This is a genomic window from Actinoplanes sp. NPDC004185 (assembly GCF_053603475.1).
This window is the reverse complement of the sequence record NZ_JBSGFR010000038.1, coordinates 21,519-40,959: the sequence shown is the minus strand read 5'-3', so window position 1 is coordinate 40,959 and position 19,441 is coordinate 21,519. Positions and strand designations below refer to the sequence as shown.

The 19,441-nt window shown below is 72.1% G+C and carries 20 protein-coding genes; 8 read left to right on the top strand and 12 right to left on the bottom strand.

Annotated elements, in window-relative coordinates; translation table 11 throughout:
• Positions 1–3: 3 nt before the first annotated feature.
• Positions 4–924, bottom strand: coding sequence for a carbohydrate ABC transporter permease (locus ACWEOZ_RS32065; protein WP_451914406.1), 921 nt, complete (start codon positions 922–924; stop codon positions 4–6).
• Positions 925–1,053: 129 nt separating this feature from the next.
• Between ACWEOZ_RS32065 and ACWEOZ_RS32060 the strand changes: the two genes are divergently transcribed.
• Positions 1,054–2,202 carry an ROK family transcriptional regulator gene (locus ACWEOZ_RS32060; protein WP_451914405.1) on the top strand — a complete coding sequence of 383 codons (1,149 nt, stop codon included), beginning with the start codon at positions 1,054–1,056 and terminating at the stop codon, positions 2,200–2,202.
• A gap of 9 nt (positions 2,203–2,211) precedes the next feature.
• Here ACWEOZ_RS32060 and ACWEOZ_RS32055 read toward each other — a convergent pair whose 3' ends face one another.
• The gene (locus tag ACWEOZ_RS32055) at positions 2,212–2,712 is read right to left on the bottom strand and encodes a DinB family protein (protein WP_451914404.1); all 501 of its coding nucleotides are present in this window, start codon (positions 2,710–2,712) and stop codon (positions 2,212–2,214) included.
• Positions 2,713–2,804: 92 nt separating this feature from the next.
• Between ACWEOZ_RS32055 and ACWEOZ_RS32050 the strand changes: the two genes are divergently transcribed.
• A complete protein-coding gene (locus tag ACWEOZ_RS32050; protein ID WP_451914403.1) occupies positions 2,805–3,383 on the top strand; it encodes a helix-turn-helix domain-containing protein in 579 nt (192 codons plus the stop codon).
• A gap of 16 nt (positions 3,384–3,399) precedes the next feature.
• On the opposite strand, the gene ACWEOZ_RS32045 is transcribed toward ACWEOZ_RS32050, so the two are convergent.
• Genes ACWEOZ_RS32045 through ACWEOZ_RS32030 form a run of 4 tightly spaced genes read right to left on the bottom strand, consistent with a single transcriptional unit; the run spans position 3,400 to position 8,397 of the window.
• Entirely contained in the window at positions 3,400–5,259 is a 1,860-nt protein-coding gene (locus ACWEOZ_RS32045) for an amylo-alpha-1,6-glucosidase (RefSeq protein ID WP_451914402.1), read from the bottom strand.
• Positions 5,256–6,536 carry an MGH1-like glycoside hydrolase domain-containing protein gene (locus ACWEOZ_RS32040; protein ID WP_451914401.1) on the bottom strand — a complete coding sequence of 427 codons (1,281 nt, stop codon included), beginning with the start codon at positions 6,534–6,536 and terminating at the stop codon, positions 5,256–5,258. The genes ACWEOZ_RS32045 and ACWEOZ_RS32040 overlap by 4 nt, the downstream gene beginning before the upstream one ends.
• Positions 6,533–7,351, bottom strand: a complete 819-nt coding sequence (locus ACWEOZ_RS32035) for a sugar phosphate isomerase/epimerase family protein (RefSeq protein WP_451914400.1) — start codon at positions 7,349–7,351, stop codon at positions 6,533–6,535. Before ACWEOZ_RS32035 ends, ACWEOZ_RS32040 begins: the two co-directional genes overlap by 4 nt.
• On the bottom strand, positions 7,348–8,397 hold the full coding sequence (locus ACWEOZ_RS32030) for a zinc-dependent alcohol dehydrogenase (protein WP_451914399.1): 1,050 nt from the start codon (positions 8,395–8,397) through the stop codon (positions 7,348–7,350). Before ACWEOZ_RS32030 ends, ACWEOZ_RS32035 begins: the two co-directional genes overlap by 4 nt.
• 142 nt (positions 8,398–8,539) lie before the next feature.
• Between ACWEOZ_RS32030 and ACWEOZ_RS32025 the strand changes: the two genes are divergently transcribed.
• Both ACWEOZ_RS32025 and ACWEOZ_RS32020 read left to right on the top strand, forming a co-directional pair.
• The gene (locus ACWEOZ_RS32025; protein WP_451914398.1) at positions 8,540–9,757 is read left to right on the top strand and encodes an ROK family protein; all 1,218 of its coding nucleotides are present in this window, start codon (positions 8,540–8,542) and stop codon (positions 9,755–9,757) included.
• Between the two features lie 9 nt (positions 9,758–9,766).
• Positions 9,767–10,663, top strand: coding sequence for a Gfo/Idh/MocA family protein (locus ACWEOZ_RS32020; protein WP_451914397.1), 897 nt, complete (start codon positions 9,767–9,769; stop codon positions 10,661–10,663).
• Here ACWEOZ_RS32020 and ACWEOZ_RS32015 read toward each other — a convergent pair.
• Positions 10,638–11,351, bottom strand: coding sequence for a hypothetical protein (locus ACWEOZ_RS32015; protein ID WP_451914396.1), 714 nt, complete (start codon positions 11,349–11,351; stop codon positions 10,638–10,640). The genes ACWEOZ_RS32020 and ACWEOZ_RS32015 overlap by 26 nt on opposite strands.
• Positions 11,352–11,534: 183 nt before the next feature.
• Here ACWEOZ_RS32015 and ACWEOZ_RS32010 point away from each other — a divergent pair, with 183 nt between their 5' ends.
• The gene (locus ACWEOZ_RS32010; protein ID WP_451914395.1) at positions 11,535–12,191 is read left to right on the top strand and encodes an SAM-dependent methyltransferase; all 657 of its coding nucleotides are present in this window, start codon (positions 11,535–11,537) and stop codon (positions 12,189–12,191) included.
• Positions 12,192–12,291: 100 nt separating this feature from the next.
• On the opposite strand, the gene ACWEOZ_RS32005 is transcribed toward ACWEOZ_RS32010, so the two are convergent.
• The gene (locus tag ACWEOZ_RS32005; RefSeq protein WP_451914394.1) at positions 12,292–12,975 is read right to left on the bottom strand and encodes a GntR family transcriptional regulator; all 684 of its coding nucleotides are present in this window, start codon (positions 12,973–12,975) and stop codon (positions 12,292–12,294) included.
• Positions 12,976–13,060: 85 nt separating this feature from the next.
• On the opposite strand from ACWEOZ_RS32005, the gene ACWEOZ_RS32000 reads away from it, so the two are divergent.
• Entirely contained in the window at positions 13,061–13,603 is a 543-nt protein-coding gene (locus tag ACWEOZ_RS32000; RefSeq protein WP_451914393.1) for a YbhB/YbcL family Raf kinase inhibitor-like protein, read from the top strand.
• 416 nt (positions 13,604–14,019) lie between these two features.
• Here ACWEOZ_RS32000 and ACWEOZ_RS31995 read toward each other — a convergent pair whose 3' ends face one another.
• Together ACWEOZ_RS31995 and ACWEOZ_RS31990 are read right to left on the bottom strand one after the other, a co-directional pair.
• A complete protein-coding gene (locus tag ACWEOZ_RS31995; protein ID WP_451914451.1) occupies positions 14,020–14,703 on the bottom strand; it encodes a S1 family peptidase in 684 nt (227 codons plus the stop codon).
• A 179-nt stretch (positions 14,704–14,882) separates the two neighbouring features.
• Positions 14,883–15,107, bottom strand: a complete 225-nt coding sequence (locus ACWEOZ_RS31990) for a hypothetical protein (protein ID WP_451914392.1) — start codon at positions 15,105–15,107, stop codon at positions 14,883–14,885.
• Between the two features lie 62 nt (positions 15,108–15,169).
• On the opposite strand from ACWEOZ_RS31990, the gene ACWEOZ_RS31985 reads away from it, so the two are divergent.
• The gene (locus ACWEOZ_RS31985) at positions 15,170–15,850 is read left to right on the top strand and encodes a TetR/AcrR family transcriptional regulator (RefSeq protein ID WP_451914391.1); all 681 of its coding nucleotides are present in this window, start codon (positions 15,170–15,172) and stop codon (positions 15,848–15,850) included.
• A gap of 732 nt (positions 15,851–16,582) precedes the next feature.
• Here ACWEOZ_RS31985 and ACWEOZ_RS31980 read toward each other — a convergent pair.
• The gene (locus ACWEOZ_RS31980) at positions 16,583–17,038 is read right to left on the bottom strand and encodes a DUF6188 family protein (protein WP_451914390.1); all 456 of its coding nucleotides are present in this window, start codon (positions 17,036–17,038) and stop codon (positions 16,583–16,585) included.
• A 272-nt stretch (positions 17,039–17,310) separates the two neighbouring features.
• Here ACWEOZ_RS31980 and ACWEOZ_RS31975 point away from each other — a divergent pair, with 272 nt between their 5' ends.
• Positions 17,311–18,486 carry a phosphotransferase gene (locus tag ACWEOZ_RS31975; RefSeq protein ID WP_451914389.1) on the top strand — a complete coding sequence of 392 codons (1,176 nt, stop codon included), beginning with the start codon at positions 17,311–17,313 and terminating at the stop codon, positions 18,484–18,486.
• On the opposite strand, the gene ACWEOZ_RS31970 is transcribed toward ACWEOZ_RS31975, so the two are convergent.
• Positions 18,473–19,378: a LysR family transcriptional regulator gene (locus ACWEOZ_RS31970; RefSeq protein ID WP_451914388.1), complete on the bottom strand. Its 906-nt coding sequence runs from the start codon at positions 19,376–19,378 to the stop codon at positions 18,473–18,475. The two genes, ACWEOZ_RS31975 and ACWEOZ_RS31970, sit on opposite strands and share 14 nt — an antisense overlap.
• Positions 19,379–19,441 lie beyond the last annotated feature (63 nt).

The following is a 19,441-nucleotide window of genomic DNA, read 5'->3' as shown; positions in this document are numbered from 1 at the left end:
TCCTCAGTTCAGGTCGGAGGTGTCGGCCCGGGTGATCCGGTACTGGACGAAGGTGATGATCACGAGCACCAGCAGCAGCGCGACCGACATGGCGGAGGCGTACCCGAACTGGAAGCGCCCGAAGGCGACGTCGTAGATGTAGTACTGGAGCACCCGGGACGAGTCGACCGGTCCGCCGCGGGTGGCGATGGCGACGGTGTCGAAGACCTGGAACGACCCGACCACGGTGATGATCAGGACCAGCGCCAGCACCGGGCGCAGCAGTGGGACGGTGATGCTGCGGAACATCCGGGGCTCGCTGGCGCCGTCCATCCGGCCCGCCTCGTACATCGTCTCCGGGATGGTCTGCAGGCCGGCGAAGATGAGCAGGGCGGTGTAGCCCACGTGCCGCCAGACGTTGATCAGCGCGATGGTCGGGATGACCAGGGCGTCGGAGGACAGGAACGCGACCCGGTCCAGCCCGATCGCGGCGATGATCGTGTTACCGATGCCGAGCTGGTAGTCCAGGATCCAGAGGAAGACCAGCGCGGCCACCACGTTGGAGACCAGGTACGGCGCCAGCACGATGCCGCGCAGCCAGGTCCGCCGGGTGAGCCGCTGCATCATCACGGCGATGACCAGGGCCGCCGCCGTCTGCAGGGCGATGTTGATGACGACGTAGTAGATCGTCACCCGCATCGAGTTCCAGAACACCGGGTCCTGGGCCATCCGGATGTAGTTGTCGAGGCCGTTGAACTCCGGCGGGGTGAGCAGGTTGAACTTGGTGAAGCTGAGGTAGATGCCGCGCAGGGTGGGCCACACCATGAAGACCAGGAAGCCGATCAGCGCGGGCAGGATGAACATGAGTGCCAGGCGGGTGTCGTCCCGTCTGCGGGCGCGTGGGGTGCCGGTCCGGTCCGGCCGGGTGATGGTGCTGAGGGCCATCGGATCCTCCTTCGCCCGTCGTCACGGAGACGCCGGCGGCATGGGCCACTCGGTCGGACTTACTTTCAACCAGGTTGAAAATAATGCGGCGGCTACGAAGTGACAAGGGTCACTATTTACGCTTGATGCATGGCACCCCTCTCCACCGCGGAACTGGCGGTGACCCGGCACCTGCTCGTGCACGGGCCGACGACCCGCGCCGCTCTCGGTGACCGGCTCCAGCTGTCGTACGCGTCGATGTCCCGCCTGGCCCGGTCACTGACCGACGGCGGCCTGGTCACCCAGGAGGTCGAGCCGGAATTCACCGTCGGGCGTCCGCGCCAGATCCTGTCCGCGGTGCCCGGCGCCCGGCACGTCGTGGGCTGCAAGCTCACCGCCGACCGGGCGTACGGCGTCGTGTGCGACATGGTCGGCGAGGTCCGCTGGGCCGCCAAGGCCGCCCTGCCGCGCCGGCGGAGCGACGGTACGGTGCCCGTCGCGGCGACCGTGCGGACCGTGGCCCGGCTGGCGCACCGGCTGGCCCGCCACGTGCCGTCGGTCGACGGCATCGCCGTGTCGCTCGGCGGCGTCGTCGTCAACCGGTCGGTCGTCCGCGAGGGCACCTTCCTCGGCTGGCGTGACACCGATCTGGCCACCCCGCTGCGGGCGGAGACCGGCCTGCCGGTGGTCGTCACCAACGACGTCACCGCGCTGGCCCGCGAGGAGCTCTGGTTCGGGGCCGGCCGGACCCACTCCACCTTCGGCCTGATCACCGTCGGCGCCGGCCTCGGCTTCGGGGTCGTCCGTGAGGGTGTCGTCGTGGAGGAGCTGATCGACAACGGCCACCTGCTGGCCCACGCGCCCCTCACCGGCCGCGGTCCCCGATGTTCCCTCGGGCATGCCGGCTGCGTCGCCTCCTACCTCAACCGCGAGGACCTCGAACGCCATGCCTCGGCCGCGGCCGGCCGGCCCGTGACCTTCGACGGGCTGGTCCAGGCCCGGGCCGCCGGCGACCGTACCGCCATCAGGCTGCTCACCGGCTCCGCGCGGGCGCTCGGCCACCTGGCCGCCACCTTCGCCGGGGCCCTGCAGACCACCCGGATCGTGCTCGCCGGGGAGGACGTCGCCGAGATCGCCGCATCCCCCGCCCTGGCCGATACGGTGGCCGACCGGCTCCGCCCGGGCGCCGCCGAGACCCAGCGCTGCGCCCTCGACCTCACCACCGCCACGCTGACGTTCAACGACTGGGCTCGCGGTGCCGCCGTCGCGGGCGTCCAGCACGTCCTGGGCGCCCTCTGATCGAGGCGATCACGCCGACGGCGCCCGGGTCCGGCGCGGCCTCGCCGCGAGGAGCTGCTCCCGCAGGATGTCGGCGTGACCGCAATGCTGGGCGAGCTCCCGCAGCACCTGGACGTACAGCGCCCACACCGACCGCACTTTCCGGCCGCTGACCACCTGCTCGAGGCCGAGTTCCCGCACTGCGGCCCGGGAGTCCTCGCACGCGGTGCGGTACGCCGCCTGGACGGACTCGACGGTGTCGCCGGGCCGGAGGACGAACGAGCGGCCCGGGGTGGCGGCCACCCCGAGCTCCTTGAGGGGCCGGCCGGTCAGGACGTGCCCGAAATAGAATCTCTCGACGTAGGTCAGGTGCTTGACCAGCCCGAGCAGCGTCGTCCGGGACGGGACCAGCGACGCGCGGGCCTCGTCCTCGCTCATGCCTTTCAGGCAGTCGTGCGTCGCCCAGCGGTGCTGGTCGAGCAGCTCGTCGAGGCGGACCCGGAGATCGCGGGTCCAGGGCGGTTGACCCATGGCAGCTCCTCCTCGGTTCAGGCGTTGGGGCCGAGCATCCGCGGCCCGGGCGACCACGTGCAAAGCCCGTTGCCAAATGGCAAGCTGCGGTGATGGACGAGGTGGAACAGGACGTGCTGGCGGGCGTGGCGGGGCGGCTCCGGGAGGTCCGCCGGGCCCGCGGGGCCAAGCTGATCGACGTGGCACGGGAGACAGGCCTGACCCCGAGCACGCTGTCCCGGCTGGAGACCGGCAAGCGGCGTCCCACGCTGGAGCAGCTGCTGCCGCTGGCCCGCGCGTACGGCACGACGCTGGACGAGCTGGTCGGCGCCAAGGACACCGGCGATCCGCGTATCCACCTGCGCCCGGTGACGTACCGCGGCATGACGTTCGTACCGTTGACCCGGCGGGCGGGCGGCATCCAGGCGTTCAAGGTGATCTACCCGCCGGCCTCGGTCTGGGGCGAGCCGGTGCCGCGCACCCACGAGGGCTACGAGTGGCTGTACGTGATGAACGGGCACGTCACCCTGCTGCTGGGCAACCGGCGCCTGCGGCTGGGTCCGGGCGAGGCGGCCGAGTTCGACACCGGCGTACCGCACTGGATCGGCAGCGCCGGGGAGAGCCCCGCCGAGCTGCTCACCCTGATCGGCATCCAGGGCGAACGAGTGCATCTGGCCACGTCGGCGCCCTGAGCCGGGCGGCGCCGGCTCACAGCGTCAGCAGCAGCAGGGGAGCGGCGGCCGCCCACGCCTGCGGCGAGCATGAATGCGGGTACGGCACCGGTCCGCGTCCGCGCTCCCGGGCCAGGCCGGTCATCACCTCGGGCAACCGCCCGTCGCCGAAGGACGCGGCGGCGAGCAGCCCGTCGGCGATCCGCGCGGCATCGGTACGGCGGCCAGCCGCGGCCAGCCCGGCCACCGCGATCGCCGTGTCGTGCGGCCACACCCCGCCGCGGTGATAGGACATCGGGTGGTACGGCGCCTGTCCCGCGGCCAAGGTCCGCACACCCCAGCCCGAGAAGAAGTCCTCGCCGGCCAGCCGGTCGGCCACCGTGGCGGCCCAGTCGTCGGCGAGCAGCCCGCACCACAGCAGGTGTCCCGCGTTGGACGCCGCCGCGTCGACCGCCGTGCCCGTGCCGTCCAGGGCCAGCGCCACGAAACCGTCCGGCAGCCGGAAGTCGCGGGCGAACCGGTCCCGCAGGTCCGCCGCGGCCGTGGTCAGCGTGGCCGCCCAGGCCGGGTCGCCCCACACCCCTGTCGCCAGCCGGGCTGTGCCCAGCAGCGCGCGGTAGGCGTAGCCCTGGGCCTCGGCCACCGCGATCGGCCCGGCGGCCGGGGTGCCGTCCCGGAAGACGACGGAGTCCGCGGAATCCTTCCAGCAGTGGTGCACCAGTCCCGGCAGGTCGGTGCGGTACCGCAGGTAGCCGGTCGCCAGCCCGCCCGGACCGAGCATCCAGCCGACGGCGGCCCGGGCCGCTTCCTCCAGCTCCTTGGCCGGCAGGTCGTCGCCGGTGACCTCGTGGTGCTCGGCCAGCAGCATGAGAAACAGCGGCGTCGCGTCGACCGACCCGTAGTAGCGGGCGTACGGCACTTCGCCGGTGGTGGCGAGCTCGCCCCGGCGCATCTCGTGGATCACCTTGCCCGGCTCCTCCACCCGGGCGGCGTCCGTCGTGCGGCCCTGCGTGGCGGCCAGCACCCGCAAGGTCCCGGCGGCCAGCTCGGGCCGGTGGCGGAGTGCGAACAGCGAGCTCAGGAGGCTGTCCCGGCCGAAGACCGTGAGAAACCAGGGCGCACCGGCGGCCGGCACGACCGCCCCGGGCACCCCGGGTGCCGGCATGCGCAAGGCGTCGAGGTCGGCGAGGCCCTGCCGTACGCAGTGGGAAAGGCGATCCTGAGGTGCCGAAGGTGAACCTGAACTGCCGGCCTGCTCGTCGCCCGACACTGTGATCTCCAGTGTCATCGAACCCCGGGACGGCACCACGACCGTCCATTGCAGACGATCGTTGGAGAACTCCGCGGTAGGCGAGGCGCGAATCGTTGTCGTGCGCTCGAATCCTCGCCGGGCGTAGGTGAAGACCAGGCGGTCCTCCGTGGCATCGGCGTGGCGCCGTGCGTCGGACTTGTCGAAGGTGCGCGCCGAGCGAAGCTCGAACTGGTCGGCGAAGTCGGCGGCCAGCTCATAACCGACCTCGACGGTCTGCGGTGTGCCGAGGAAGCTGGTCAGCTCCAGCGACTCCACCAAGCGACCGGGCCGGACCTGCCGGCGCCGGACCACCGCGTAGGGCGGGTCCTCATGACGGGCCGTCTCCGGCGCGTAGACCGTCGACGTGTCGTCGGTGCGCAGCGCACGTAAAGGTGCTCCGGCGACGCTCAGCACCATGCGCGACAGGTGACGGCAGTCGTCGATGAAGAACCCGTCCACCGCCGAGCCCGTCGGGGCGGTGAGGACGGTGGTGCCCGCAGGGCCCGCGTCATGAGGCGCGGTGAGGTAGTTGGTGGCCCCGACGTCCGCGCCCACAGCGGTGGTGAGCAGACACGTCGTGCCCGCGACCACCGAGTGTCCGCTCACGCCGCCCGGAGCAGGTCGAGGGTCAGCGCCGCCGTCCAGCTGAAGTCGCTCGCGCCGTGGCCCGCCCCGGTCAGCGGGTCCAGGTACTCCCGGAAGCCTGCTGTCCGCACCCGGTCCAGCAGACGCCGCCGCAGGTCGTCGGCGAGGGCCGTCTCGCCGTGCAGCCGCAACCCGTGCCAGACCAGCCAGCTGGTGTTGACCCAGCCCGGGCCGCGCCAGTAACGGCTCGCGTCGTGGTCGGCGGCGGTGAGGTCGTACGACGGCAGCGGGCAGGCCTCGGGCAGCCGGAACCGGTCGCCCAGCGCCGTCTTCACCAGTTCCGCGGCGACCGGCAGGTCTGCCACGATGAGCGGAGCCAGGCCACCTACGGAATAGGTGCGGATGAGGTGGCCGGTGTGCGCGTCACGAGGAAAGAACATCCCGGCGGCCGGGTCGTACAGAGCGGACACCAAGGCGTCGGTCAAGCGGGCGGCGGCGGTCAGGTGCGGCTCCGGGTCGTGGCCGAGTTCCGCCGCCATCGACGCGAGCGCGTGCTCGCCGGCGGCCAGCAGGGCGTTGCACAGCGGGTCCTCGACCGCGAAGCCGTGCCCCTGCAGCGAATCGGCGTAGCCGGCGTCCCGGTAGTCGCGGGCCAGCCGGACGTAGCGGCCGTAGTCCTCGTCGGTGGGCCGTTCCGCGGCGACGCCGTGGTGGAGGTCGCGCCGGGTGAACTCGGTCGTCGGCACCGGAACCACCCGCGACAGCGGGAGATCCCAGGCCGGGCTGTTGTCCATGCCGGACTCCCACGGATGCACGACCGACATCAGGCCGTCGCCGCTCAGATCGCGCCGGGTCGCCAGATAGCGGTGCCACCGGACCAGCCGCGGATAGATCCGGGGCAGGAAGCCACGGGCGCGCGCTGTCGCGGGGTCCGCGAGGTAGGTCGACCAGGCGGCCAGTGCGTGCGCGGGCGGCTGGACGATGCCGGAGGTCGGTACGCCCGGTGCGCCGGGCACCGCCCCGGAACGCCAGAACGCGGGACCGGGGAAGTAGGCGTCGGCGCAGACCTGCGGGTCGAACACGATGTGCGGCACGCGCCCGTCACGCCACTGCGCGCCGAACAACGCCTCCAGCTCCCGCTGGGCCCGGGCCGGGGACAGGTGGCGCAGCCCGATCGCGATGAACGCCGAATCCCAGCTCCACTGGTGCGGATACAGCGCCGCGGCCGGCACGGTGGCGCAGTGCCGCCAGTTCGCGGCCAGCACCCGCCGGGCGCCCCGGTCCAAGTTGTCGATCATGCCGGCCCGCTGACGTCGTGCCGGCGCAGGAAGCCCGGTACGGCGGCGACAGCGGCGGACGGTTCGCCGCGCAGCCGGCACTCCAGCGCCAGGTACCCGTCGTAGCCGATGGCGTCGAGGGTCCCCAGCAGCGCCGCCCAATCGAGGTGCCCGGCGCCGGGCTGGAAGCGGTTGGAGTCGCTGACCTGCACGTGACCCACCGACGCGGCCGCCTTGACCAGGGCCGACGTGGGCTCGTCCTCCTCGATGTTCATGTGGTACGTGTCGGCCAGCACCTTCAGCGAGGGCAGGCCCACCGCATCGACGAGCTCGACCGCCTGCTCGAGCCGGTTGACCATGTGGTCCTCGTAGCGGTTGAGCGGCTCCAGGACGAGCGTCGCACCCTCGCGGGCGGCATGCTCACCCAGCTCGCCGAGGCCCTCGAGCAGCACTGCCCGGTCCTCCTCCTCGCTGCGGGGCGGCTCGAACGGGGGCAGCCGCCGCGAGAACATGCCCCACGAGGCCGGCGTGCAGGCCACCGCGCCGGGACCGCCGACCTCGGCGATCACCGACAGCTGCGACTTGAGCTGGGCCACGGCGTCGCGGCGCAGCTCCGGGTCGAAGGCGCCGAAGAAGTGCCGCATGTCGACGCACACCGACGGCATGGGCACCCCGTCACGGGCCGCCCGGCGCAACTCGGGCAGCCGGTCGCGGAACGCGAAGTCGCCGTGACCGCGTACCTCGATGGCGTCGTAGCCGGCGCGCCGGGCGAAATCGAACTTCTCTTGCAGCGTCTGGCCGGGCAGCAACTGCTCCTGGCAGGAAAGCTTGATCACGGGAACTTCAACACCACCTGGAGGGCCTCGTGGGGACGGCGGTCAAGCATGCGGTACGCGGCCGCCGCCTCTTCCACCGGAATGACATGGGTGACGAGCCCGGCCGGGTCGATCTGGCGCTCGACGGCCAGCCGGAGGAACGTGCGGTTCAAGCGAACCTGATCCCAGCGCCCGGCGACGTCGGGCGGGACCCCGCCGATCTGCGAGCAGATCAGCCGTACGCGGTTGTGGTGGAACTCGTCGCCGAGCCGCAGCCCGACGGCCTCGCCCTGGTAGAAGCCCGCGGCGACCACCCGGCCGTTGACCGCCACCGCGCGGATCGCCTCGTGCAGTGCGGGGTACGAGCCGCTGATCTCGATCGCCACGTCGGCGCCGCGGCCGTCGGTGAGCCTGCGCAGCTGCGGCCCGACCGTGCCCTCACGGACGTCGATGACGGCGTCGGCGCCGTACTCCAGCGCCTTCTCGAGGCGGCCGGGCACCGCGTCGACCGCCACGACGGAGCCGCCGGAGAGCTGCACGAGCCGCGTGGTGAGCAAGCCCAGGACGCCCTGGCCGAAGACGGCGACCGTCTCACCGAGGTGCACGTCCGCGGCCAGGACGGCGTTGAGGGCCACCGCCCCCACGCGGGCGAACGTCGCCGCGATCGGGTCGAGACCGTCGGGGACCGTGCAGCCGCGCAGCTTCTCGGCGGGCAGGACGGCCTCGGCGCGATGACCCCAGATGCCCCACACCTGCTCGCCGACCGCGGGGATGCCCGGGTCGCCGGCGACGTCCGGGGCGACCTCGACGACCTCGCCCACCTCGGAGTAGCCGAGCCCGGCCACCGGATAGCTGAGGCCGCTGGTGTCGTCGACGAACAACCGCAGGTCCGGGTCCCAGGACCTGTTCAGGTACGGGTTGGTGCCACGGTAGGCGGTCAGCTCCGTGCCGGCCGAGATGCCGGAGAAGCTGGTATGCACGCGTACCTGGCCGGGACCGAGCTTCGCGGTGGGCTGGTCGACCACTTCGACGCACTGCGGGGAGGTGAACTGCACTGTCTGCGGCACTCCGACATTTCACCCTATCGGTCGGGCCATTCGTGGCGGAACGCACAATCTTCCGGCCGATCGCTGTCCTACTTATGTCTCGCCACCGGGCAATAGTGCGGCGTGATCGCCCCCGGCAACGGTGGTGTTTACGCTACTCACCGTGACCACTTCTGCCGTGAAGCGCCTCCCGAGCAACCAGAACTCGGCGGGGCACCTGCTGTGGCTGGTCCGCACCGGACGCGCCCGCACGCGTAGCGAGCTGCAGAGCTACACGGGCCTGGCCCGGTCGACCATCACCCAGCGCCTCGACCTGCTGCGCGCGACCGGTTACCTGCGCGCTTCCGGCGTCGAGGGATCGACCGGCGGACGCCCGGCCGAGCTGCTCGAGGTCGACACCGGGCACGGCGTGGTGCTGGTGGCCGACCTCGGCGGCAACCACGCCCGGGCCGCGGTCGTGGACCTGGGTGGGCAGCCGCTGGCCGAGGAACACGAGCCGATCAAGATCGGCCAGGGCCCGGAGTCGGTGCTGGGCTGGGTCGACGGCGCGTTCCGCCGGGTGCTGGCCCGGGCCGGGTGGGACCCCGATCGGGTACGGGGCATCGGCGTCGGCGTGCCCGGCCCGGTCGAGTTCGACGTCGGCGTGGTCACCCAGCCGCCGATCATGCCGGGCTGGGACGGCTACCCGATCGCCGACCGGTTACGCCGTACCTGGAACCGCCCGGTCTTCGTGGACAACGACGCGAACCTGATGGCGCTGGGCGAGCAGACGGTCCACTACCCCGGCTGCCCGGCGCTCGTGCTGGTCAAGGTGGCCACCGGTGTCGGCGCCGGCGTGGTCATCGACGGGCAGGTCTACCGCGGCATCGACGGCGGGGCCGGCGACATCGGCCACATCCGGCTGCACGGCCACCCCGAGGCCCGCTGCGAGTGCGGCCTCTACGGCTGCCTGGCCGCGGTGGCCAGCGGCCTGGCGCTGGCCCAGCGGCTCACCGCCGCGGGCACGCCCACATCGTCGGGGGCCGAGCTGGTCGAACGGATCCGCTCCGGGCACGTCGAGGCCGTGCAGCTGGCCCGTACGGCGGGAAAGCTGGTCGGCGAGGTGCTGTCCACGGTGGTCTGCATGCTCAATCCGGCGGTGCTGGTGATCGCCGGTGACCTGGCCGACATCCACTTCGTCACCGGCGTGCGCGAGGTGCTCTACCAGAGCGCGCTGCCGCGCTCGACCCGCCACCTGGAGGTGACCACGAGCCGGCTGGGTGCCCAGTCGGCGGTGGCCGGCGGGTACGCGATGGTCGTCGATCAGGTCTACGCCCCGGCCGCCGTCGACGCCGAACTCGCCCGCATGGTGCCCGCCGATCTGGCAGCTTCTGGCCGATAATGCTCCGATATGGAACAGGACGAGTACGCCGAGCCGGTCGACGTGGGGCTGGTCGGCGCCGGTCCCTGGGCGGCCACGATGCACGGGCCGGTGTTCGCCGCCGGCCCGCAGACCCGCCTCGCCGCCGTCTGGTCGCGCCGCCCGGAGGCCACCGCACACCTCGCCGCCCGGCTGGGCGCGCACGCCGCCACCTCGTACGAGGAACTGCTCGATCGGTGCGAGGCCGTCGCTTTCGCCGTACCGCCGGATGCGCAGGCCGGACTCGCACCCCGCGCCGCCCGGGCCGGTAAGGCCCTGCTGTTGGAAAAGCCCCTCGCGCTCGACCTGGACGCCGCCCGCGCGCTGGCCGACACCGTCGCGGAGTGCGGCGTGGTCACCCAACTCGTGCTCACCAAGCGCTACCACCACAGCACGCGAGGATTCCTCGCCGCGGCGGCGAAGTTCACCTCCACCGGAGCAAGGGCACGTTACCTGCACGGTGCGTTCCTCGGCGGCGCGATGGCCACCGGCTGGCGGCTGACCCGCGGCGCCCTGTACGACCTCGGCCCGCACCTGCTGGACCTGGCCGACGCCGCCCTCGGCCCGATCGAGGAACTGCGCGCCTACGGCGACAGCCGCCGCTGGATCGAGCTGACCTGCGCGCACCGCGGTGGCGCGATCAGCCAGCTGTCGCTGTCCGGCGCCGTCGGTCTCCCGTCCTCGCAGGCCGGGATCGACCTGTACGGCCCGGCGGGGGAGCTGACGCTGGACTTCGGCCGGGTCGACCACCAGGAGTGCTGGCCGGTGCTGCGGGCCGAGTTCGCTGCCGCCGTACGCTCCGGCGTGCCGCACGACCTGGACGTGCGCCGCGGGCTGATGCTGCAGGAGCTCCTCGCCCGGGTCAGTGCCCCGCGCGGCGGGCCGTGAGCAGCACCATCCCGGTGGTCTCGTAGCCGTCGCTGGTCGCGGCCGAGTCGATCCGCTCGACCACCAGGTCGGTCGTCACCGGCGCGAACACCGCGCGGACGATGTCCTGATCCACCGGGTACCCGGGCCAGTGCGGCCCGTCGCCGATCCGGTAGCGGCCCATGTTCTCCATGAACGCGGCCACGAGCCACCCGCCCGGGCGGACCGAACCGGCGAAGGTCAGGCAGAGGTCGCGGAACTCGTCGGCGACCTCGGTGGCGCTCTCCGCGACGAAGTGCATGGAGGCCAGGTCGTAGGTGTCCGGCGACAGATCGCCGGCGCCACCCCGGCGTACGCGCACCCGCGCGAGCGCCTCGCTCAGGGTGGGCTGCAGCTCGGGCTGCAGCTCCCGGCACCGGCCGTAGAAGCGCTGCCAGCTCTCGTCCGCGCCGTCGCGGAGCTGTTTCTCCAGGTACGCCACACTGGCCGCGCTGGGCTCCACCGCCTCGATGTCCCGGCTTACGGCGGAGGTGAGCATGAGGGGGTAAAGGTTAGGACCCGCGCCGAGCTCCAGCGACCGCGCGAAGTACCCGGGCGGGAAGCGCCGGTAGAACGCCGAATGGTGCACGAGCACCGCGTCGTCGTCGGGCGCCACATCCCGGTAGATCTCGTCCAGGTAGTCGATGACCGGCCATCGGTCCCAGTCCACGTCGCGATTGTGCAAAGGTGAACCCATGCCCCGATCATGCCGCGGACGCGGATGGCCGGCATCCGTCCGTTTGCCGTTCCGGCAACGGAACTTGTCATCGCGAGGACCGGTGCGCACGCTGATGAGCATGGACATCAACAACTTGTACGGCCGGACCGCCGCGACGGGCCGGGGCGTGGCCCGATGAGCGGGCACGGACACGGGCACCAGTCCGAGGACGAGGCGGCGGCCATGTTCGAGCCGCCGAGCTGGGACGAGCGCTACTCCGGCCCGGAGAAGGTCTGGAGCGGCCAGCCCAACCCGCAGCTCGTCGCCGAGGTGACCGGGCTGACGCCGGGCACCGCGCTCGACGTCGGCTGCGGCGAGGGCGGCGACGTGATCTGGCTGGCCCAGCAGGGCTGGAAGGTCACCGGCGCCGACTTCTCGGCCAACGGCCTGGCCCGCGCCGCCCGGCACGCCGAGGAGGCCGGGGTGGCCGACCGCGTCGACTTCTGGCACGTCGACGCGCGGGCGTTCGCGGCCGAGGGCCGGACCTTCGACCTGGTCACCAGTCACTTCCTGCACCCGCCGGACGGCGGGATGGTGGAGGTGACCCGGAGGCTGGCCGATGCCGTCGCGCCCGGCGGGCATCTGCTCGTGGTCGGCCACGCGCCGTCCGAGGTGTTCACGCAGCTGTCGGCCAGCCACCGCAAGGCGATGTTCGTCGCCGAGGAACTGCTCCCGGCCCTGCCGGAGAACTTCGAGCCGCTCGTGGTGGAGCAACGCCCCCGCACCGCGGTCCGCGACGGCGTCACGGTGGAGATCGCCGACTCGACCCTGCTCGCCCGCCGCACGTCCTAGCCGCCGTCGGCCTGGGCGCCCTCGCTTGGTCGCCCTCGGCTTCGGTCGCCTTGGCGTGGTCGCCCGTCCGCCAGGGGCCTTTCGACTGGTCGACCCCCACTCAACCCGCTTGGCCACTCTCCGGCTGATTCCCGTTCGCGGGGGACAGCGCGGCGGCTGTGCGGCCCACGTGGCGGCCCAGCAGGTCGGCGGCCAGGTCGGCGTCGCGGGCGAGGGCGGCCTCCTCGATCGCCCGGTGCTCGGCGATGGCGTCCCGGCCGGGATCGCCCAGCGCCGACCACCGGCGGGCGAGCTCGCTCGCGGTCCACAGCCGGTCGAACGTCGCCAGCAGCACGTCATTGCCGCAGCCATCGAGCAGCGTGCGGTGGAAGACCCGGTGCGCTTCCGCCCACGCGTCGCTGTAGTGGGGGTCGCCTTCGCGGGCGTGGCTCGGCGTACCCGCGAGGCGGTGATGCGCGGCCCGGACCCGCGCCTCCCACTCCAGATCGCCCCGCGCGATCGCCAGGCGCAGCATGGCGGGCTCCACGGTCATCCGCGCCTCGGCGATCTGCTGCCAGCGGTCGGCGCCGGTCGCGGGTACGGCGAAGCCCCGGTTGGGCAGCCGATCCGCCAGCCCTTCGCCGGCCAGGCGCAGCAGGGCCTCCCGCGCGACGGCGAGGCTGACGCCGTGGCGAGTGGCCAGCTCCTGCGGCTTGAGGGCTTGCTCCGGCGCGAACTCCCCATGCAGCACAGCGGCGTGCAACGACGCGTACATCCGCTCGGATGGTGAGGGAGGCGGTGTCATGCCGATCACTCTACCCAGAATAATCGATTATTGCTAGCGTAGTCGATCGCGGGCCGGTGGCCCGTCGACGACGAAAGAGGAACCCATGAGCGGCAACGACCCGTTCGCGCGCCTCCCTGAGGTGCCGAGCTTCACGCTGACCAGCACATCCGTGGAGGACGGCAAGCCCCTCGCGGCGCCGCAGCTGTCGGGCATGTTCGGGATGCCCGGCGGTGAGGACGCCTCCCCGCAGCTGAGCTGGAGCAGCGCCCCGGCCGGCACCCGGAGTTACGCCGTGACCGTCTACGACCCGGACGCCCCGACCGGCTCGGGCTTCTGGCACTGGGCGGTCGCCGACATCCCGGCCGGCACCACGTCCCTGCCGGAGGGGGCGGGTGACGACACCGGATCCGGGCTGCCCGCCGGGGCCGTCCAGCTGCCGAACGACGCGCGTGCCGCCCGGTACGTCGGCGCGGCGCCGCCGGCCGGGCATGGTGAGCACAGGTACTTCATCACGGTGCACGCGCTCGCCATCGAAGACATCGGCGTGCCCGCGGACGCGACGCCGGCCTTCCTGGGATTCACGATGGCCGGTCACATCCTCGGCCGCGCCACTCTGATCGCGACGGCTGAGACGCCGGCGAGCTGACTCGCCGCCTGTCACTTCATATTGAGGTTCACCGCATCAGGGTCAGGTGCGGTTCGGGGGCTGACGGATGGCTCGACGCCCGCATGTGTGGCCGGCGGATGGGCCGGCGCGACGAGCGCGCACCGGCCGTCGGGGAACGGTCGAGCCGGCCCGCTCATGGTGGTCGAGCCGGCCGGCTTGGCAGTGGGGTCAGACTGATTAGCCCCACGTGCGAGCAAGTCGGCCTGACCCGGGGGCGGCCAGACCGGCTTGCTCGCGGTAGGTCAAGCCGATCCGCTTTGGAGGCGCCCGGGCGGTCGGGCTTGGGGAGGTGCTCGGGCGGTCGGCCTGGTCAGGCGCTCAGGCGGTCAGTCCGGAGAAGCGGTCAGGCGGGCAGGTTGGAAAGGCGGTCGGCTGGGCGGTCCGGGAGAGCCGGGTCAGGCCGGCAGGCCGCCCACCTGCTGATCGACCCAGCTGCGCACCGACGGCAGATCCCCATAGATGGACGGAGCCGTCGCACATGTGGAGCTGTTGTTGCCGGCGCGGCTCGTCACCCCGATCAACGCCCAGCGCCCGCTGACCATGCGTACCTGTGGCCCACCGGAGTCGCCGTAGCAGGCGCCGGCGTTGCCGTTGGTGTTGTTGGTGCAGATCTCGAACGCCGCGTCGATGCCGGCGCAGCGGCTGTCCGACACGATCGACGTGTCGAGCTCGTTGGCGACGCGCGGCGTCGAACCGCATCCCCGGGTCGGGCACGTCTGGCCCCAGCCGATGATCCGGGTCGCCGTGCCGACAGCACCGGACGCGGTCGGGATAGGTGCAGGTGCGTATGACACGGATGAGGTCAGCTCGAGCAGCTTGATGTCGATCCGAGGGTGGCTCACCGCCCGCCGGACGGAGACCACCGTGCCGCCGCTGCTGCGGTCGACACTGCCGACGCGGACCGAGGCGGGGGTGGGACAGTGCTTGGCCGTGACGGCCCAGTTGCCTTTGATGAGCGAACCGGTGCAACCGGAGACGTAGACCATGAACGAGTAGTTCTCGGTGGCGGGGCGGCCGTTGACCACCTGGGTGACGGGCGGCGGCTCGGGGGAGGGCCCAGCGATCGCGGCGGCCGGCATGAGCAGGCCGGCGGTGGCGACGGTGGCAGCGGTGAGGAGTGTCCGGGCGAGGGTACGCATGCGGTCGTCCTGTCTGTGCCGGAGGAGTGGGACGGCGGGCGGTTGCCCGGACAAACCGTAGCGACGTAGTGATGCCCATCGATACATACCGAACGGGGCCTACCGCTGCGTGATGGCCGCTACGCCGTCCCGGGGTAGACCTCCACGTCGTAGAGCAGCCGGACGGGCTCCCCGTTCGAGACGCCGACGAAAACGGGCTCGCCGGCCGGTGTACGGCCATGTCGCCACACCTGCGCCAGGGCAGCCTCCCGCGACGGGCGGTGGACCCTGTCGGCCTGGTGCAGTTCCAGCACCTTCCGCGCGGTGGTCCGGTCACTCTCCAGCTGTACGCGTATCAGCGGCATTGAAAGGCGTCCAATCAACTTAACAGCGTTACATCAGCTGTCGACCGTACTAGGGTCGGGCCGTGAGCGAAACAGCATTCGGCCCGGGCTCGGTCTGGCTGCGCGAGGAGCCCGCCCGGCCACGGCCCGCACCCCTGAGCCGGGAACGCATCGTCGAAGCGGCAGTGACCCTGCTCGACGAGCACGGCACCGACGGCCTGACGATGCGCCGCCTCGCCCAGCAGCTCGACGTCACGCCGACCGCGCTGTACTGGCACGTGAAGACCAAGGACGACGTCCTGGACCTGGCGCTGGACCGCATCTTCGGCGACGTGCCGCTCCCGGTCGCCACCGCCGATTGGCGCGAGGACGCCCGAGTGCTGATCCGGCACTGGCGCACCGCGATGCTGCGGCATCCCTGGGCGCCCAGCCTGATCGGCCGGCCGATGCTCGGCCCCAACGTGCTCGCCCGCACCGAGTTCCTGCAGGCCGCCCTGACGCGCGGCGGGCTGTCCGGCGTCGAGCTGGCAGTGACCACCCGGCTGCTGGCCAACTACGTGATCGGCGCGGCGCTCACCGAAGCCACTTGGCGCCGGACCGCAGATCCGCAAGCGCAACACGAGGCCCGGAGACACGTGACGGCCGACCCGGCCACCTATCCCACGCTCAACGCCTCTGGCCACCTCGACGCGGCACGCTGGGACGACGAGGACCTGTTCAACCGAGGACTCGACGCGATCCTGACCGCAGCAAACCCTTCTTGAGCCCAGGATCCTAGGACGCCTGAGGAGGTGCGGCCGCGGTTACACGCCGCAAGACGCCTTCATCGGCCAAGCGGCCGCCCGCCTGCAGTTGGCCATCGGCGCTCCGCGTCGCCCTCGACCGAGCCGACCGAAGCCTTCTGACGGCCATGGGCAAGCCCGGATCACCGGCCGGAACGCTCAGGCCAGTCACGGCACGCGGGTCATATGCAGGCCGGTCATGTGCAGGCCGGTCATCGGCATGCCGGTGAAGCGCAGGCCGGTCATGGGCCCTGCCACGGCGACGACTTCACCGACGAGGACGCGCAGACGGCCGTGACCAGGGACCGGTGAAGCACAGGCCGGTCATGGGTGGACCGGTGATAGGCGGGCCGGTGAAGCCCAAGCCGGTTATCGGCAGGCCGGTGATGGGCGGGTCGGTTATGGGCAGGCCGGTGATGGGCGGCCCGGTCATGAGCAGGCGGGTCATCGGCAGGCGGGTCATCGGCAGGCCGGTCATCGGCAGGCCGGCTATCCGCGGGCCGGTTATCGGCGGGCCGGTCATCGGCGGGCCGGGACCGGCACGGTCTCGGGATGCGGGTCCAGGTCCCCGACGACACGGTGGCGGAACCGCTGTCCCGGCATGGCTCAGGCGGACATCACAGGCCTACCGGACGCGAACGTCGTCGCTCATTTCACCAAGCGGACCCCGCACAAGCGGGCCGACACCTACCGCGACCCGTCCTCGTCGCCCGCTCACGACAGTGGACCCCGAGGTACGCCACCCCGCCTCGACGGGTCGCCCCAGACGGCCAGTTCACCCCGTGCCAGGCACACGATCAGCAGGCCGTCCGGTCCGGCGACGGCCCACGACTCGAAGTCCGCGTCGACGCCGATCAGCAACATTGCCCCACTGCGGAAGGTGATCTGCAGTTCGCCGGTCTCGCGGATGCATGCTGTCCGGATCACGTCGCCGAGCAGGGTCGCGAGGATGTCCGAGGGGTTCTCGCCCGGCTCCACGTCGACGAGGCCGGCCGGTCCGTGCAGCTGGGTGACGGTCTCGATCAGCACCTGGTAGCCGTCGGAGAGACCCAGGACGATGGCGTGGCCGAGCCGTACGTACTCCAGCTTGCGCCCGCCCAGCAGGTCGATCGACCGCCCTTGCCGCGGGCGCCGTCCGGCGTCCATGTCGGCGACCATGACTGGCAACATGACTACCTCGATCGGCTCATCGGACTACGGATCACAGGACCGTAGCCCGCCCTTTCATAAGAGAGCCTTAAAGACGACAGCGGATTCGTGAGGGGCACCTGAAGGCGCGGGGTTGACAGTGAGGCCCTGCTTTCCGTTAGCCTCGATCCGCGCGCCGGGTACGCGCCGCGACTCGCCGGAAGGCTCGAAGCCACCCCGTGTGTTGCCAGGCTGGGCGACGGTCACCGACGCTCTGTCCGCCCGTGCGAGTCCGGGCTCGAGCGAGGTGCACCATGAAGACGCTGCCCGACAACCCCGATCTCGACCACCTGCGCCGGCAGGCCAAGGATCTGCTCGCCGGCCTGCGCGACCTCCGGCCGGACGCGGCACTCGCCGAAGCGCAGGCGTTGCTGTCCGAGCAGTACGGTTTCCGCACCTGGACCGACCTCAAGGCGGAGGTCGACCGGCGGCGGGGCCGGGCCGACGTCGCCGATCCGGCCCTGGCCCGGCAGATCGCCACCCGTTTCGGTCTGGGTGACGTCGTCGGGGAGATGCGGTCCGTGTCCCGCCCGGACGAGGTGGGAAGGCGCTGGCTGCTGCAGACGGATCGCGGCCGCTGGGCCCCGCGCACTGTGGACGATGTGTATCCGGTGACCGACGGCGAGGACAACGCCCGGTTCCAGGAGGCCGCGGCGCGGGCCGGGGTGACGCTGCCGGCCCCGGTCCGCAGCACCTCCGGCGCTGTGGTCGAGGTGATCGACGGCCATCAGTGGCGGGTGTACGAGTGGCTGAGGTCCGGCCCGCCGTTGACCGCCCCGGTCAGTGCGACCGTCACCCGCGCGGTCGGGGACATGCTGGCCACCCTGCACGGGCTCCGGATTCCGGTGGACGGCACCTGCCCGTGGAGTTCCGTAAGGTTCGCCTCTTCCGGCTGGCCTGAACTTGCGGAGGTGGCCGCGGCCAAGGGGGCCGGCTGGGCGTCCGTGCTGGCGGGGGCCGTGCCGACGCTGGCCGAGCTGGAGTCGGTCGGCCAACGGGCCGCACCCACCGGAGCGGTGCTGTGCCACCAGAACGTGAACCCGGGCAACGTACGGGCCGGGGCGGACGGCCGGCTCATCCTCACCGGGTGGGAGCACGCCGGCGGGCTGCCACCGGCCTGGGAGCTGGCCGCGGTGCTGGTCTCCTGGGTGGTCGATCCCGGTGGTCGCGTCAACGCCGCGGGAGCCCGCGCTCTGGCCGAGGGCTATCGGGCGCGGGCCGGGGGCTTGCCGCCGCTGAGCCTGGACGCGTTCAGCGGCACGGCGATCGCCTTGCAGAACTACGTGTGGGGTCAGATCGAGCTGGCGCTCGAAGCGCGCGATGCGGAGGACGTGCGGTACACCGACCGCAACGTCCGGCACCTGCTCACGCATCTGCCGTCCCGGGCGACCTACGAACGCGTCCTGGAAGCGGCTCTCAGCGAGGGGTGAGCACGCCGGCGGTCGCCGCGGGGCTGCCCGCGGTGGCCGCCAGCTCGGCGAAATCCTTGATCAGGCGGCTGCGGCGCGACGACTCCCAGGCCAGCGCGATCCGGCCCGGGCCGATGTCGGTGACCGGCACGGCGCACACGTCCGGGCGGGTGTAGAACGCCACGACCGAGGCGGGCAGGACTACCACGCCGCGGCCCATCGCCACGTGCTCCAGCTTCACCTCGACGCTGTAGCGCGATTCCTGCGCCGAGCGGGGGATCCGGTCGCGGATGTCGGCGGCGATGTCGCGCCATTCCGGTACGGCGTCAGGATTCTGCACGAGGTGCTCGCCGGCGAGGTCGGTGATGCTGATCGCGTCCTCACCGGCGAGCCGGTGGGTACGGGCGACCACCGCGACCCGGGGCTCGCTGCCCAGGGGGAGCAGGCGCAGGCCGCGTTCGTCGACGGGCAGCCGGACGTACGAGACGTTGGCTCGCCCGTCGCGCAGCACCTGCTCCTGCTCGTCCCATCCGGTGCGCATCACCTCGACCCGCAGGCCGGGGTGACGTGCCTCCAGGGCCGCCGCGGCCGGGGTGACGATCAGCCCGGGCATGAAGCCGATCGTGAAGGTCCCCGCCGCGCGGGCCGCCCGCACCGCGCGCCGGCGGGCGGCGTCGGCTGCGGCGATCAGCGCGCCGGCGTCCACCCGCAGCGACTCGCCGGCCGCGGTCAGCTCGACCCGGCGCTTGTCGCGGTCGAACAGCCGGACCTTCAGGTCGTCCTCGAGCGCCCGGATCTGCCGGCTCAGCACCGGCTGGGCGATGTGCAGCTGCTGGGCGGCCCGGCTGTAGTTGAGGGTCTCGGCCAGGACCAGGAAGTAGCGTACTTTCCGCAGATCCAGATCGCTGGGCACGGGCGTCCTCCGGTCGGCGCGGGTCAGCCCGCAGGCGTCGATCGTAACGCCAGGTGCAGGCGC